Source organism: Aphanothece sacrum FPU1 (assembly GCF_003864295.1).
GTDB lineage: Bacteria > Cyanobacteriota > Cyanobacteriia > Cyanobacteriales > Microcystaceae > Aphanothece_B > Aphanothece_B sacrum.
In genome coordinates, this window is record NZ_BDQK01000001.1 from 23,963 (window position 1) to 39,819 (window position 15,857).

A 15,857-nucleotide genomic window follows, 5' to 3' on the forward strand; every position below is an offset into this window, starting at 1 on the left:
TTACTATTGTTTGAATAAATAAACATCATCTCTTTTATATATTAATTGAAATTTGGAAATTTGTCCAATTTTTTGTTTTAATGTTTCAATTAATTCTGGTGAACTTGCTCGACCTGGATGACGTTTATTTAATAATATATAATTAAATTCTTGTAAATCAAACTTCTCTGCACCATTTTCTGCTAATTTAATGACTGAACGTTGACTAAGGTGGGGAGCAATATAAGTTGAAGTTAATACATTATCTTGACTTGAAATTTGACTAATTGCTTCTTGAGTCGCTTTCCAAGTATCAAGAGATTCTAAATAACGGAAGGTAAAATATCCGAATTTTGCTAAGGCTAAAAATCCAATTAATGACCAAATAATTATATATTTTTCTTGTCTAAACCATGTTTTTTCTGCTGCCATTGTTATAATGACTGAAACCATTAAAAATGGAATAATTGGTAAAGAGTATTGATGTAATAAGTCTTTTTGTAAGGTATCTTGCGATAACAAGTTCATACCTAAAACCGGAATGGCAGCTACTAAAGGAGAAAGATGACGGAAAGATAAACCCCAAATTAATGGAACTAACAGTAAAAGTAAATATTCTAAGTTAGGTAAATTAAATAATCCTTGTAATAATAACCAAGGTTTGAAAATAAAGTTTTGGGCAATTTCTGTAAAGGAATTTCCTAAATAACTAAATCGGGCAATATGCCGTCCAATATTAGCACTATTATCACTAAATAAGGGAATAATTAAACGGGTACTAATAATAAACCAAGTTACACCTAAACCCAAAGCAATACTACCAAATAAACGTTTTTTCTCGAAAAATAATAACCAAATTCCCATAAAGCTAACAGTCAAAGATAATACCCCTTTACAACTTAAAATTATTATAATTGCTAAAATAAATATGTTTAGATTATTAGTATAAGCTGCTAATATAGCCCATAAAATAGCAGGAATGGCAATCACATCAGGATGAAAATCAAATAAATTAATGTTAAAAATTATAGGATAAAGTAAATAAACTAAACTAATAGTTAATGATTGAGACTTTTTTAATCCTTGATATTGGGCTATATACCAAATAGGTAAGACTCCTAAACTTAAACAGAATGCTTGAATAAATAATAACCAATAAACAGTTGGATAAATTTTATAGAATAAGGATAAGGGATAGAAAATCAAAGCAGCATGATCTCCTAATATATGAATATTTAGGAAAGAAGAAATAGGCGATTTACTTTGACTAATTAAATAAACAGCTTGATCAAAAATTGCTAAATCCCAAGCCGTTGATTGAAATAAAATATGTTTAATACTACTAGCAATAAACAAAATTATAGTGCTAATTCCTATAATAATATAAATAGGTTTAATTAGAGATTGAGAAAGTTTCATTCAATTAATGTAACAAAATATATTTTTACTCTCTAAAATATCATAAAAGTGACCATTTTGTCCGCTCAGATAATTTCATTTTTATTAAGATTTTGTTGATCAAACCTTAGATAAACCTTAAAATTTTCAGAACTTCACCTAAATTTAATTAAACAATAAACCGCTCTTATCTTACTCTCAACATACTAAACAGTTGTGAGGAGAATTTAAGTTTAAAAAATCCTCATTTGCACAAATCTGTCCTAACCAGAGAATCATGAAACACTTATTCAAATTGGCGGCTACCATAACGGCGACTGCTGGTGTTATCGCTTTTGGGGCTAATGTGGCACAAGCATTTAACACTCTTTACCCCACTGCTCAAATACAAGGTTTAAACGGTTGGAATACTGAGTCTATCTTTACTGTGGGAGAAACCATTGATGGTTACACACCAACAGGTATTTTAGATGGAATTGGAGCCATTAAAATCAATAATGACACCGTTCGGGTTTTAGTTAATAGTGAAATTCGTGATGGAGCAGGGGCATCCTACACCCTAAATAATGGTGGTTTAACCGTCAATGGTGGTGCGAGAATTCATTATTTTGACATTGATTCTAATACCCGCACCATTAAAGATGCAGGGTTAGCTTTTGACCGCATTTTCGATCGCGCTGGACAACTAATTACAAATACCAATCAATTTTCCTCTGGTGCATCCCTCAACCGTTTTTGTTCTGGTCAAAGCTTTAACGCAGGAACTTATGGTTTCGTTGATAATGTGTACTTTGCTGGGGAAGAAACTAGCGGAGGAACCCAGTATGTCTTAGATGTGGACTCTATTAGTCAAAATCCCTTGGGTGGCGCATTATATGCAGCACCCGCATTAGGACTAGGTGCTTGGGAAAATGTTACCGCATTAGAACCGACAAATAATAATCAAGTTGCCTTACTCTTAGGTGATGACCGTTCAGGTGCGCCTCTTTATCTTTATCTGGGTAATAAAAATGCAGTTGGTGACAATAGTTTCTTAGATCGCAATGGTTTGGCACAAGGAACTCTCCATATTTGGAAAGCAGATAACGGAAATCTTGATGCTAGTACCTTTAACGGAACTGCAAGTTCTCGCACCGGAAGCTGGGTAGCAATAAGTAATACTGGTTCAGGTCCTCAAGGTTATGCTACTCAAGCTGAGTTAGATGCTCAGACTGCTAGTTTAGGCGGTTTCCGTTTCTCTCGTCCTGAAGACCTTTCTACTAACCCCACAAAAGGTTCTCAAGCGGTTTTAGCTTCTACTGGAAGCAGTTTCGCTAACTCTGCCGATGCTTGGGGAACCACTTATATCATTGATAATGATTTAGGAAATTTAACTGGTCAGCTTTCTATCCTTTACGATGGAAATGAGCCACAAAACCGAGATTTTGGTCTACGCAGTCCTGATAACTTAGACTGGGCTGATGATGGTAATATCTACATTCAGGAAGACCGCGCATTCAGTGGATTCTGTCAAACCAGTGGGGAAGAAGCTTCTATCTGGCAAGTTAACCCCAAAACAAGTAAATTAACCCGCATTGCTCAGATGAATCGCAGTGCAGTTGCTCCTGCCGGGGTCACTGATAGTTCTCCGACTGATTGTGGTAACTGGGAAAGTTCAGGGATTTTAGATGTTACTAAGCTCTTTAACACCAAACCTGGAGAAAAACTCTTTATTCTTGATATCCAGGCCCATAGTCTCAGAGATGGAGTTATTGGGTCACAAGGACTCGTAGAAGGAGGTCAACTGATCTTTGCTTCTGAAACAATCCCTGAACCCTTAACCCTTCTGGGTGCAGGTACTGCCATCTTTTTTGGTACTGCTTTCAAGGGTAAATTAGGGAAAGGCAAACGTAACTAATCCAGATTTACCCATAAGACGATCTTAGAGTCTATAGATTGCGTGATGCGTTCTTAACGCATCCTACTACATTTGGGATAACTTGTTGGGGTCAACGGCCGTTGACTCTTACCCTTTATTTGCTAGATTTCGGTAAAATTCGCCCAATGGTGCGATTTTCTTCAGTAAAGGTTTGTTTGGCTACTCTTTGAATATCCGCCGGGGTAACAGCTTCTATGGCCTGTAACTGGTCAAATAAATTGCGCCAACTTCCCGTTTTAACCTGATATTCTACCAAAGCGCGAGCCATTCCTAAATTAGAATCAAGCGATCGCAATAAATCAGCCCGTAGTTGATTTTTTACCCGTTCTAAGTCTTTTTCAGAGACTGGTTCTTTTTTGAGTCTTTCAATTTCTGTCTTTAAGGCAGCAGCTACTTGTTCTACCGTAGCATTAGGAGCAGTTTGGGCATAAAATAAGACCAAATTCGGGTATTTATCCCCAGGAAAGCCGTTAAAACCTTGGGCCACCAGAGCAACCTGTTTATCTTCTACTAAAGACTTGTATAAACGAGAGGTACGCCCTGAACTCAGTAAACTAGCCATGACCTCATAAATAGCATTATCAGGATGGTTTAACGCCGGACGATGATATCCTTCAAGATACCAAGGTTGAGAGGCTAATTCTAGGGTAACTTCACGGGTTTTGGTTTGAGGAGGTTCAACTTTAGTCACTTGAGGAGGTCTGGGTTTAGCCGGATAACGACCAAAATAAACCTTAGCGAATTGTTTTACCTGTTCTGCGTTTACATCTCCCACAATAGCAATAGTTAAATTACTGGGGCCATAATATTGATCAAAAAACTTTTGTACATCCTCACGGGTTAGATTACTAATATCCTTGTTATAACCAATTACTGGCCGTTTATAAGGATGTTCTGTAAACGCTTGATCTAAAAATGCTTCAATCATTTGACCAACAGGACTATTATCAGTTCTAAGGCGACGTTCTTCTAAGATAACCTGTTGTTCCTTATAAAATTCTCGAAATACCGGATCTAAGAATCTTTCTGATTCTAAAGACATCCACAATTCTAATTTATTGGAGGGAAAACTATAAAAATAAACAGTTGCTTCCGAAGAAGTTTGGGCATTAATTCCTACTCCCCCAGACGCTTCAACAATTTTACCAAAAGCATTTTGTTGGACAAATTTTAAGGACTGACTTTGAACTTTATCAAATTCTTGAGCTAATTTTTCTGCTTCTTCTGTTTTTCCCTCCGCTTTAGCCGCTTTCATTTGGGTAAATAATTGATCTAGTTTATCTAAAAGGGGTTTTTCTTCGGCATAATTAGTAGTACCAATTTGTCGCGTTCCTTTAAAAGCCAAATGTTCTAAAAAATGAGCCACTCCTGTTTTGCCATCAGGTTCATCCACTCCCCCTACATCTGCATAGGTGACAAAAGATACTACAGGTGCGTCATGATTTTCCATGACAATGAATTTCATGCCATTATCTAACTGAAATTGAGTAATTCGCTCAATAGCTCGATTAAGATAAGGGGTAATAGAAGAAGAAGGCGCAGCTTTTGAGGGCATAGCCGGAGTAATTACAGGAAAACTGCTCCACAGCAATAAGACAAGGCTTAGAGTCGTAATATAGTAACTCAAAATACGCGATCGCTTGAAAAAATTAATAACCATAGGTTGTCAGGAGTGTCAATTTCGTCTAGTTTAACGTCTTAAGGCAGCCATTGAGGTTTAAAACCCCGATTTAGTTGTTCAGGGGTAATTTTGACGGATTTTTGCTTGGCTTTCAATTCTGGTAGAGGCAGTAACCATAATTGACCATCGGCGATCGCTTGTTGATCAAGAGTCATTAAATCATTATCTGACTGGGAAGGGTTGGTGACAACCTGATCAAATAATAATGCTACTCCATCAGGAGACATACTCAGTTTGACATCTCGATAGTTAGGTAAAGCTAATAACGGCACATCAGTCTTAGTTTTCAGGTTAATAACTGCCAGAAAGGGTTCTTCTCGATATTGTCCGCTTCGGGTTGCAGTTTCTACTAGGTCTATTTTGATACAGTACAGGGTAGCTTCTTCTCTGGGTTCGATCTCACAGTCAATGATGGGATAGAGACTTCGCAGTATTTCTTGGGGTTTCCCAGTGGGATCAAACCAAACTAAAGAACGGGTATAATCTCCATTATCCTTAAGTAAGAGGATTTTTTGACTATTTTGAGAAAATCCCAATATAGTTTGATAATTAGATAAAAATTGTGGTGATCCCGCTTCTGGAGTTAAGGGAATAATGCCAATACCCCCTTGTTGCTTCACCACTAACCTTTGACCATCAGGAGACACCATAAAGTCTCCCCCAGGAACCCCTAAAGGTCTAGCTGGTTCTCCTTGTGGAATGATCCATAAACCAGAGTCTGCAGGATTTTTATAATTTTTGCGTTCAACAATAATCGTTTGACCATTCTTAGATAAATCAAACTTGACATTTTGATAATCTTGTGCGTTGAGAATAATTTCTAATTTTCCGGCCCGTTGAGACTGACTGACCGAAGTATCATTATTAAACCCTGTAGTAACAGTATAAAGTTGTTGTTTGGCTAATGCTTGTCCCCCACTATTAGGCTCAAAAGCACTAAATAATATTTTGTCACTATTAGGATAAATTTTAAAGTCGGTAACAATTAGATCACGGGGGGTTAATATGGTTTTTTTCGGTTGATTAATATCCGTAATATTATAAAGAATTAATCGTCCTTTTTCTTCTCCTTCAATACCAATATAAGCCAAAACTCTGTCACGGGTACTAAATAAACTAACAAAGGGTTCAATCTTTGCTAAATCATAACTCCTTTCAACATTTTCTAATTTAATTTGATAGTTAGTTCCATAAATAGGAGGATCTTGTAAAGTATAAATTAATTCTCTTCCTTGCCAACTCATTTTACCTGGAAGGGGTGGTTCAATAGTCAAATTCTTTTCTACCGTTTCAGAATTAACAGACCGGTTAAATTTTAAGCTAAATACTTTGTCCTGTAAGCCAACTTTTTTATCATTCCAACTAAAGTTATAGACTTTAAATGGACTTTTTTCTCCACTGATTATTATAGCACCTATGAGACTACTTAATAAAATTATTCCCCCTAAACAAATCCAATCAAATGGTTGAAATTTTTGAAGCCAAATGCTTTTTGTCTCTTCAGTCTGTGTCATTATTAATTATCCATTATTCATTAATTTTATAATATCTCAATAATCCCTAATTGGCCATCTAGACGTATTATTTGGCCATCTTTTAATAATTGAGTGGCATGATGAATATTCATCACTGCAGGAATACCATATTCTCGCGCTATAATTGCCCCATGAGATAGAGAACCTCCTACTTCAGCAATGATACCACTAGCGCGGGCTAACCAGGGACCCCATCCTGAATCAGTATAGGGAACCACTAAAATTGTATTAGGTTCAATTTCTCCTAAATATTGTAGATTTTTACAGATTTTGACTATTCCTTCCACTTTTCCTGGACTTGCTCCAATTCCTCGTAATTGTTGTTTAGAATTTAAGGGAGAAGGGGTTAACTTTACAGGAGTTGGGGTAATATTTCCATAGACGACATAGGGAATATTGGTTAATTTTTGATTCTCTTCAAATTCTCTCTGTCTTTGTTCTAATAATTGACTAATATTGTTTTGTAAATCATTTTCTGTTGACTCAATTAATTGTATTATTTCCTCATGTGTTAACAAGAAAATATTATTAATATCTTTAATTAATTCCCTGTGATGAAATAATTCTCCTATAGCTAAAAATGACCAACGTAACTGGGCTAATAATTGAGAATAAATTTCTGTAACTTTTCCTTTTAAATTCAATCTTTTTTGTACCTGAGTAATTTTCCAGTTTCTTATTTTTCTAGAACTCGATAATTTTTGCTCTAAACTATTTTGATTAATAAGTAATTGAGTAAATATTTTTTTAACTGATGCTGAGTTATCTTTCCAACGGGGAATCGAAATATCAGTCGCAATATCACTTAGATAACCATATTCCTCTAAAATATGCTGAAAATTTTCGATAATCATATGACCATCAGGATGATTTTCTAAAGATAAAAATAGTGATTCTTGAGTTTCTATACCATTTATATCTATTAAATAAATTGTCTGAGAAGCTAAATTTTCTAAAGCTTTTATTGAGGCGATTTCTGGTGTATAACGATTATCAAGATCTTGAGCTGATACCTTTAATATTGTTTGTCTTAAGGCTAAACTTAAAGGGGCTAAAATACTATAATAAGTCGCTCTTTTTAAGACTAATAAAATAGTTTCAATTCTATCTAATAATTGTGACTCAGATAAATCATTAAGAGATTGATTGAAAAGACGAGTTAACGTTGGCTCAAATAAGGTTGTATACTCCTGATTAAAATCTTTTTCTAACTTGGATTCTGCTTTAAATAAACGGAGTAAACCAGGAGTATTTTGTAAGGTAGAAATCAAAGGAGGTTTACTGAATTTTTCCCCTCTTAATAAAAATTCTAAACTATCAGCAGGTAATCCCATTCTTTGAAAAATAGAACCTAATAAAGTAGCATTAAAATAAGCTTGTTGATAATGTAAGGTTGCTGTTTCATTAAAATCTAATCCTTGAGTCTTCTTTCCTAAGACTAAAGTAAATAAATCTCCCCAAACTCCACAAGTTAACGGACGATTAATAGACCAAGTTAAGGGATGAATGACCCCTGGAATCACTTCAGAGGCAATTTTTCTTGTCCAAATAGGTTGTAAAGTTGTAATAGATCTTGCTTGTAATAACCATAATTGTTGTCCATCATAAGACCATTCTATATCTTGAGGAATGCCATGATATAAGTCTTCAATATCTCTTGTTAAACTGGCAACCATTTCAATTAGTTGAGGTGGAATATCCCCCGAAACTTGATCTGGTAAACTCTCAATTGTTATTACATCATTATCTTCAAATCGTTGAATCATTACCCGATATTGTTCAGGAGTAAATTGTCCAGAAACCACTCTTTTAGCTTCTCCTGGTAAAGCTTCTACTACCACAATATCATTAACAGGATTCACCGGATCTCGACTAAAAGCAACCCCCGAAAATACGCCTTTAACTTGAATTTGAATTAACACGACCATTCCTTGTTCATCTTGTCCTCTATCTTGTCGATATTGAACAGCATTCCCATTATTATAAGAAGTAAAACAATCAATAATTGCAGCTTTTAATACTTCGGGATTATTAACATTTAAAATAGTTCTATATTGTCCGGCTGCTGAAGCAGTTTCACTATCTTCTCCTATAGCAGAAGAACGAACCACTAAAGGATAATGAATCTGTGGATCAAGATAGTCTAATAAAGGTTGAGGATCATCTCCTGGTAACAAGATCCAACCATCAGGAACCTGATAACCTAAGCGTTTAAGATAAGATAACGTAGCGGCTTTTTGTCCAACTTTTTGTGGTTTTAATAGATTATTTAAAGAGAGAATTGCTTGATCGCCTCGAAAGAATTTAAACATTTTTTTAGAAGAATTAACTCCAGTTTCTGGTAAATCTAAATCATCAGGAATTTTTTGAAAAATCCAAGCTACTAAGCCTACTAAAATCCAAGACATGATGACATAGTTAGAGTCACCAGAATGTCTAACAGTTAAGATAAAAGCAAGTAAAAATAAAGTCACTAAACGACCGATGAATCGATCACGAATAATAGTAAAACTGCCTCCACTTATCAAAGTAGTTAACAGATTTGCTTGCCAATCATGAACCATTATACCCCAAAATAAATTAGTCGTTCCGGCCCCTTTTCCCATCCAATAACGTCCGACAATTAAAGCAATTAAAGATATTAATTCCCAGACAGGTTGTTCAGGAAAAAAATGGCGGGCTAATAAAACAGAAATAATACCTTTACCTGCTTCTGATAAAACACAAAGAATACCGACAAAGGTTCCCCCATGATAAAAAGCAGCAGAAACAGATACATTTTTAGTGCCTAATGTAGAGAGTTTTTGTCCCGTAAAAAAGTGTGTAATCCACTCAATTAAAGGAAGACCACCCAACAGAGGACAAAACAAGAAAATTAAGAGAGAACCCCAAATAGATAACATTGATCTGATTGACAAGATTAGAGGAAGGTTCTTTAATCATAAAGAAATAACTGCTATATTATAAACAATTTAACCTTTGGTGACTTTCTGCCAAGGCTAAAATGGTACAATTAACACTTATAAGTACCGAAGCAAAATTAATTGCACAACTAGGGCGGGTTTTGATATAGTCGTAATGGTTGAGTGACTAAGGTTTTGGCTAAACCCGCCCCTACAAATTTTGTGTAATTAATTTTGTCTACCTACTTATGCCTTTAAAGAAGATTCTGGCTTGATGACCTTGGTCAACTTGATGTTGTAGTAATTGGAAGCTTAATTATGTCTAATCTCTCCCGTTCTCATAATCCTGAAGCACTCGAAAGTGCAGTTAATTCCTTACTTAAACTCGCTCAACAAGAAATCTCTACCCAAGATAATTCAATAATTTCGAGTTCAATAGCGTTAGTTAAAACTTTACTAAAAAAAGTAACTAATCCTCGTTTTGAAATTATTTTAGTTGGCACTTTTAGTGCGGGTAAATCAACTGTTTTGAATGCTTTATTAAATAAAGAATTACTGTATAGTGATGCTCGTCACACCACAGGAACTAAATGCTATATTCAGTATGCGGAAGAAGGGGAAGAAAAAATCCAACAAGTCTTTTTCAATGGACAAGAAATCGGACAAAGAGTTAAAGATTTATGTCAACAATTAGCAATACAAGAATTAAATAATAATTCAGAAAAAAACATTTGGGAAGCTATTACACAAAGTATTGCGATTATTAAACATAAATTCAAGAATACAGAGGAGAAAAATCACAACAAAAAAATTTTAGAAAGTTTACTAACAGCAATAGAAAATAATAAAGATAAAATTGATTTTACTAACCGTAAGTCTTCTAATCCTATCCCATTTAACTCCCAACAATCCCAGGATTTCACCGATAGGGAAAAAACAGCAGGTATTATTGAAAGCTTCAATTATTACTATCATAATACATTGCTTAAAGATGGCAATGTTTTTGTCGATTTACCAGGTATTGATGCACCTATTGAAGCAGATGCTCAAATCGCACTAGATAAGTTAAAGGATGAAAAAACATCCGCTATTATTTTTATTCTGGAAACTGCTAGTAAAGGAGAAATTACGCTGCCAGAAAGAGAGGTAATGGATATAATCAACAATAATTCTAGTATTAGTAGTCGCGTTTTTTGGCTTTTTAATCGAATTGACTCAATTTGGAAAGGTGAGGAATCAGATGAGTATAAAGCTTATAAAAAGGTTCGTGATGAAGAATTTAGTAGTAAAGAAAGATGTTACGAAACCAGTGCTTTATTAGGTTTATACGGGAATCTTTTGCTTTCAGCAGGTGAATTGAATCAATCTAATGAATTTGGATTACAATCTTTAATGAATCAAGCTATTTATAATAAAAATCAACAATTTTTCGAGGCTTTTAAAGCTTATTTAATTTCTCCAAAGCTAAAAGGCAAATATACTGTCAATGTAATGAATGATGAAAAGCCTGAAGATACTTACAAACGAGTTGTAGAAAAACACAGTAAAGCTTTAATTGAACAAATGGTAAAAGACAGTGGTGTAAACGAATTTCGTCAGGGAATTGAAAATTATTTAAACACCGAAAAATGGCCAGCACTCTATCAAGATTTATCGGAACCTTTAAGTGATCTTTCCTTACGTTTACGGGATATTTATATTAACCAAAATGAAAATTTTAAAAGAGAACCTAAGACATTAGCAGATTTTGAATATGTAGAACAAAAGCAAATTTCGGAAAAATTAAAGCAACTTAGTGAAAAAATAGCACAGTCTATTACCCAAAAAGTTGATGAAGTTGTAGCCAAGAAAAATACAGAATTTGAAAACGATTTTAATGTTCTAAAAACTAAGGTAAATCAACGTTTTAATCAACTTATAGACGATTCTTTTATTGACAATATCAAGAATTCAACAACTAATAACAGTAGTAATAGAGGTTATGTAACTTTTCCTCGATTAGCTATTTTGGTGGAAGCATTTTATTTTCTTGCTGATGGATTAAAAGAGGTCATGCTTGAAGAATCTCAAAAGTTAATACAAAGTTTTTTTACTGAACTACACAACACAATAAGGACAGATTGTTCTGAACTTTTCCAATATTTTAAAAATGAGAATGAAGTAATAAAACAGGTAGAAAATTTAGAAAAGGATGTTAAATTCGCTATTCAAACTAATGTTCGAGATCAATGTGTTAGTTATGTTCGAGAAGGAAAAGGTTTTTATTCCAATAACAATAACTTCAATCAAATTCTGGCAGGTGTTTTTCCAGAGTTAAATACTGATCAAAAAGAACAAAAATCAAATCCTGACACAAAAGAACAAATTATCACACTTTTTAAGACTGATTTTGAACCGAAATTGCAAGACACACTTGACAACAAATTATATGAAGGAATCACTCAACCTTTAGTAGATAATCTTCGGAAAAAATGTGATAGCTTAAAGGAAGTGATTCAAAATAACCCTGAAGGAATTAAGTATATTTCCGATGCTCAAATTACAAGGGATGCTCAACAAAAATTAGATCAATATAATTCAGATAAAAATAAAATTGACCAGAATATTAAGGCTTACAATGTCGCTATTAACAATATTAATAACGATCCTGATTGGATAAGCTATAATATTAAAAAACTAATTGATATTCCGATATCAGATAGCAATTCAACTCCTAATTGAGAAACCAATACTAACAATGAGTAAGTAGTAAATCAACAAATTGTATTCATTTGTAGCAAACAGTTAGGGGGAGTTTATATAATCTAAAGCTATGGCGCGGAGTTTTTCAAGAGGTTAGCTAACCTGAGAGACTTCGCGTTATCCTAGCAGATACCCTTTTTTCAACATCAGTCATGCTCAAAAAGCAGGTATTATTTATCAGTAATGGGCATGGAGAAGATCTTAACGCTAGTTTAATTCTCCAAGCGTTAGTCAAGATCTCTCCTAAGTTTAGGGTATCCGCAATGCCTTTAGTCGGGAAAGGAAACCCTTATCGTCGTTTAGGAGTTGATCTCATCACTCAGACACAAACCCTTCCCTCTGGGGGTATTTTTTATATGAACCCCCTTACTTTACTTCAAGATTTAAGTGCCGGGTTAATTAAACTCACAATAGAGCAAATTCGCACGCTTTTAAATTATAGTCCCCAGTGTGATTTAATTGTAGCAGTAGGAGATATTTTCCCCATTACAATGGCTTATATAACGGGTCGTCCTTATGTTGCTTTTATTGTCTCTACTTCTAGCTTTTATGAAGGAAAAATACGCCTTCCTTTAATTACTGAATGGTGTTTGCGATCGCGTCGTTGTTTAGCTGTATTTACTAGAGATAGTTTTACGGCCAAAGATTTACAAAAAAGAGGCATGAAAAAAGCAATTTTTGCTGGTTATCCTATTATGGATGTTCTTACTCCTACTGGACAAGATTTAGGGTTAAAACCTAATTCTCCTGTGATAGCTTTATTGCCAGGAAGTCGTTTACCAGAAGCTCTTGATAATTTAACATTACAACTTAGGGTTTGTCAAATATTGGATCAATTAGAAGAATTTCAATTTCGAGTAGCTTTAGTTCCTAGTATTACAGAAACTCAGTTAGAAGGTTTAGCCAATCAACAGGGATGGGATTATTATTCTCCAGGTAAATTAATAAAAAAAGAAGATAATAAAACAATAATTGTTGACTGTTATTATCATGCTTTTGCTGATATTTTAGATCACTGTGATTTAGCCATAGGAATGGCTGGAACTGCTGTTGAACAAGTAGTAGGGTTAGGTAAACCTGTCATTCAGTTGCCAGGAAAAGGACCTCAATTCACTTATGCGTTTGCTGAAGCACAAATGAGATTATTAGGAACTTCGGTAATAACTATTGGTAAAAATCCTAATAATCCTGCTATATTTAATCAAGCTGCTCACAAAATTCAAGAAGTTTTAAAAGATACTAATTATTTAAAGAACTGTATTAAAAATGGGGATGAACGAGTAGGAAAAAAAGGCGGTTCTGAAGCTATTGCTAAAATAATTGCTCAATTTTTATAAGAAACCTGAGTTCGGTTTTAGGAGTTAGGCGTTCGGAATTAAGAGTTACGCCACCTTTTTCATGGAGAAAGGGACAAACCTGAGTTCGGTGTTAGGAGTTCGGGGTTCGGAGTTCAGATTTTTTCAACGAAAGAATGAGGGTTGCCAGACTTCATTGAAAGGTAAGTTGTGCATAAATTCCCTTCTGTCAAACTCAGGTGACAAAGTTTAACAATCCTGACGGCAAAAGTTAAAGTTCTCTCTTGAATTCTTTGGTTATCCGTCATATATACGTGTTTTTGCGCTTAAATTTTAATTCCTGACACCGAACTCAGGTTACTTGTCATTCCGTAAGGTAATCCCACTAACGAAATTTCATATATTATAGTATAAACAACTCTTGTAAAAGATATATTTATACTATGAAGTCTATTGGTATTTTAGAAGCGTCTCGTTTACTCGAAATCAGTCGTCAACGCATACAACAATTAATTTACGCCAATCGAGTCAAAGGAGCTTATAAAACGAAGAAAGGTTGGCAAATTCCTCTTTATGGAGATATGCCTCGAATTATCAGAGGAAAAAGGGGAGCTAAAGGGACATGGAGAGTTAAAAGTCGCGTTAAACCGACAATTATTCATGTCAATAAACATATCATTGGGGCTAATCACCACAAAGAAGTTAAAGATCCGGTGATTGTTGTCAGGAAAGGCTCAAAAGTAACCTATTGTTCTCAAGTTTATTTTGAAGGAAGATGTCAAATTGTCTATCGGCCGGAGAATAAGAATCTTAACGGTGGGGCGAAGGTCTGGATAGAAGTTGATGCGACGACTAAGATTTTTATGGAGTCGCCGCTCCCCCAAAACAGTTGCCCTAGATAAAAACAAACAAGTTCCCCTAAAAATGCGTTCTTTATTAAGCTGTTGTGCATTTAAACAGGGTATTTAGTTTTTTAGGACAAAGGCTTAAACTCCTTCTCCGGTGCTCCCTTTGCTCCGGTGCTCCCCTGCAATCTCAACTAGCAATTTATATGCTTAACAGCTTAAACTGACCAACCCCAATGAGAAGAACTCATAAATAATAATAAAGAGACATACATTCCCCAAATAAGAACCGCAATGAATTGAGCATTTCGTTGCCAAATTAACATAGCTGTGGTACCAAATGTTAAAGCAACAGCCGCTAAATTAAGACTAACCAACCCTTGATCATGTAAATAACTCCAATCAAAGGGAAAATTTAGTAAAATTGTCAGACAAACTAAGGTAATTAATCCCGATAAAGCCAATAAAATAATAGCCCAAGACTGAGGATAAGAACGAGAACTCGGCCCATTATAAACTTCTGTCAATGCGATGCCTCCAGCTAAAGCTAAAGGAGGACATAAAGGAATTAAACATCTAATTGGTGAACCAGGGATTAATAAAAAGTTTAATAAATAAACAATACCCCAAAGAATAATAAGTTTAGCCCATCCCCACATTAAAGACTTCCTCGCTAACTGCCATCCATAAAAAGCAAAAATTAACCAAGGTAAAGAATATTTGACCATTTCCATGATGTAAAACAAACCATCAGTGGAAAACATTTTCCAGTTATTTTGTAAAGGTTTCAGAAACATTTCTTGACCAAAAGATTGACCATAGTATGCCCATTGAACCCCATACCAACTCATAGCTGGCAGTAACCCTAAACTCATTCCAGCCCAAAAATAGCGACTGCTTAAGAGTCGGGGAATATCCCAAGCCAAAAACAGAAAAATAGTTAATCCTAAGAGTCCCCCAATCGTTCCTTGAGTTAAGAGTAAACCGCTTAAACTTAGACCTACTCCTAAAGACCAACGTAAATTACGACGCGATCGCAAAAGACAAAAAACTGTTAAGATTTCCCAAAAAAGGATGACTCCATCCATCATGCCTAATCTTCCCTGATGAATAACGGGAAACAAAGTCAGATAAATCAAAGCTGATAATAAAGCAGGAAGACGCTTGACAAAAATTTCTCGTCCCACACCATACAAAAGAGGAACAGAAATAGCCCCTAAAAATGCTCCAGGGAAACGAGTCGTCCACTCAGTCATTTGGTCGCATAGATAGGCCAAAGAAATCAAAAACGGCCCTAAAAATGGATATTGATGGTAAGGTTCACCCCCCAGAGTAGGAAACAGCCATCCCCCTGATAGGAGAGGATATTGTCCTATTTCTTGAGCAATCTTAGCGATAATGGTTTCCTCTGGATTTAGTAGCGGTAAATTGCCCAAATTAAAGGTAAATAAGAGGAAAGCAGCTAAAAATAATCCGCCCAAAAAGAATAACTCACGCCAACGTTCTCCTTGGCGTGATGGAGTCTGGGAACTATAGGAAAAAAACGTCAGATTATCCATTT

9 protein-coding genes are annotated in these 15,857 nt (G+C 35.0%); 4 read left to right on the top strand and 5 right to left on the bottom strand.

Annotated features, from left to right (window positions below):
* Positions 1-3: 3 nt before the first annotated feature.
* On the bottom strand, positions 4-1,398 hold the full coding sequence (locus AsFPU1_RS00125; protein ID WP_124974023.1) for a DUF2079 domain-containing protein: 1,395 nt from the start codon (positions 1,396-1,398) through the stop codon (positions 4-6).
* Between the two features lie 256 nt (positions 1,399-1,654).
* Between AsFPU1_RS00125 and AsFPU1_RS00130 the strand changes: the two genes are divergently transcribed.
* Positions 1,655-3,274 carry a PEP-CTERM sorting domain-containing protein gene (locus AsFPU1_RS00130; RefSeq protein WP_124974021.1) on the top strand — a complete coding sequence of 540 codons (1,620 nt, stop codon included), beginning with the start codon at positions 1,655-1,657 and terminating at the stop codon, positions 3,272-3,274.
* A 115-nt stretch (positions 3,275-3,389) separates the two neighbouring features.
* Here the strand turns inward: AsFPU1_RS00130 and AsFPU1_RS00135 are convergent, their stop codons facing one another.
* From AsFPU1_RS00135 to AsFPU1_RS00145, 3 genes are all read right to left on the bottom strand, one after another.
* A complete protein-coding gene (locus AsFPU1_RS00135; RefSeq protein ID WP_227873487.1) occupies positions 3,390-4,850 on the bottom strand; it encodes a M16 family metallopeptidase in 1,461 nt (486 codons plus the stop codon).
* Positions 4,851-4,993: 143 nt separating this feature from the next.
* The gene (locus AsFPU1_RS00140) at positions 4,994-6,490 is read right to left on the bottom strand and encodes a hypothetical protein (RefSeq protein ID WP_124974017.1); all 1,497 of its coding nucleotides are present in this window, start codon (positions 6,488-6,490) and stop codon (positions 4,994-4,996) included.
* Positions 6,491-6,516: 26 nt separating this feature from the next.
* Positions 6,517-9,414 carry a glycerol-3-phosphate acyltransferase gene (locus AsFPU1_RS00145; protein WP_124974015.1) on the bottom strand — a complete coding sequence of 966 codons (2,898 nt, stop codon included), beginning with the start codon at positions 9,412-9,414 and terminating at the stop codon, positions 6,517-6,519.
* A 318-nt stretch (positions 9,415-9,732) separates the two neighbouring features.
* Here AsFPU1_RS00145 and AsFPU1_RS00150 point away from each other — a divergent pair, with 318 nt between their 5' ends.
* The 3 genes from AsFPU1_RS00150 to AsFPU1_RS00165 all read left to right on the top strand — a co-directional run bounded on the left by AsFPU1_RS00150 (position 9,733) and on the right by AsFPU1_RS00165 (position 14,353).
* On the top strand, positions 9,733-12,135 hold the full coding sequence (locus tag AsFPU1_RS00150; protein ID WP_125061016.1) for a dynamin family protein: 2,403 nt from the start codon (positions 9,733-9,735) through the stop codon (positions 12,133-12,135).
* A gap of 173 nt (positions 12,136-12,308) precedes the next feature.
* Positions 12,309-13,493 carry a lipid-A-disaccharide synthase-related protein gene (locus tag AsFPU1_RS00155; RefSeq protein ID WP_124974190.1) on the top strand — a complete coding sequence of 395 codons (1,185 nt, stop codon included), beginning with the start codon at positions 12,309-12,311 and terminating at the stop codon, positions 13,491-13,493.
* Positions 13,494-13,894: 401 nt separating this feature from the next.
* Positions 13,895-14,353 (top strand): hypothetical protein, encoded by a 459-nt coding sequence (locus AsFPU1_RS00165; RefSeq protein ID WP_124974193.1) that lies wholly within the window; start codon positions 13,895-13,897, stop codon positions 14,351-14,353.
* A 161-nt stretch (positions 14,354-14,514) separates the two neighbouring features.
* Here the strand turns inward: AsFPU1_RS00165 and AsFPU1_RS00170 are convergent, their stop codons facing one another.
* Positions 14,515-15,855, bottom strand: a complete 1,341-nt coding sequence (locus AsFPU1_RS00170; protein WP_124974196.1) for an ArnT family glycosyltransferase — start codon at positions 15,853-15,855, stop codon at positions 14,515-14,517.
* Between the last annotated feature and the right edge of the window lie 2 nt (positions 15,856-15,857).

What these genes read in the sequence shown, in the direction of transcription:
- AsFPU1_RS00170 (WP_124974196.1), bottom strand. Translation starts at nt 15,855, where the DNA reads ATGGATAATCTGACGTTTTTTTCCTATAGTTCCCAGACTCCATCACGC.
- AsFPU1_RS00140 (WP_124974017.1), bottom strand. Translation starts at nt 6,490, where the DNA reads ATGACACAGACTGAAGAGACAAAAAGCATTTGGCTTCAAAAATTTCAA.
- AsFPU1_RS00155 (WP_124974190.1), top strand. Translation starts at nt 12,309, where the DNA reads ATGCTCAAAAAGCAGGTATTATTTATCAGTAATGGGCATGGAGAAGAT.
- AsFPU1_RS00145 (WP_124974015.1), bottom strand. Translation starts at nt 9,414, where the DNA reads ATGTTATCTATTTGGGGTTCTCTCTTAATTTTCTTGTTTTGTCCTCTG.
- AsFPU1_RS00165 (WP_124974193.1), top strand. Translation starts at nt 13,895, where the DNA reads ATGAAGTCTATTGGTATTTTAGAAGCGTCTCGTTTACTCGAAATCAGT.
- AsFPU1_RS00125 (WP_124974023.1), bottom strand. Translation starts at nt 1,398, where the DNA reads ATGAAACTTTCTCAATCTCTAATTAAACCTATTTATATTATTATAGGA.
- AsFPU1_RS00150 (WP_125061016.1), top strand. Translation starts at nt 9,733, where the DNA reads ATGTCTAATCTCTCCCGTTCTCATAATCCTGAAGCACTCGAAAGTGCA.
- AsFPU1_RS00135 (WP_227873487.1), bottom strand. Translation starts at nt 4,850, where the DNA reads ATGCCCTCAAAAGCTGCGCCTTCTTCTTCTATTACCCCTTATCTTAAT.
- AsFPU1_RS00130 (WP_124974021.1), top strand. Translation starts at nt 1,655, where the DNA reads ATGAAACACTTATTCAAATTGGCGGCTACCATAACGGCGACTGCTGGT.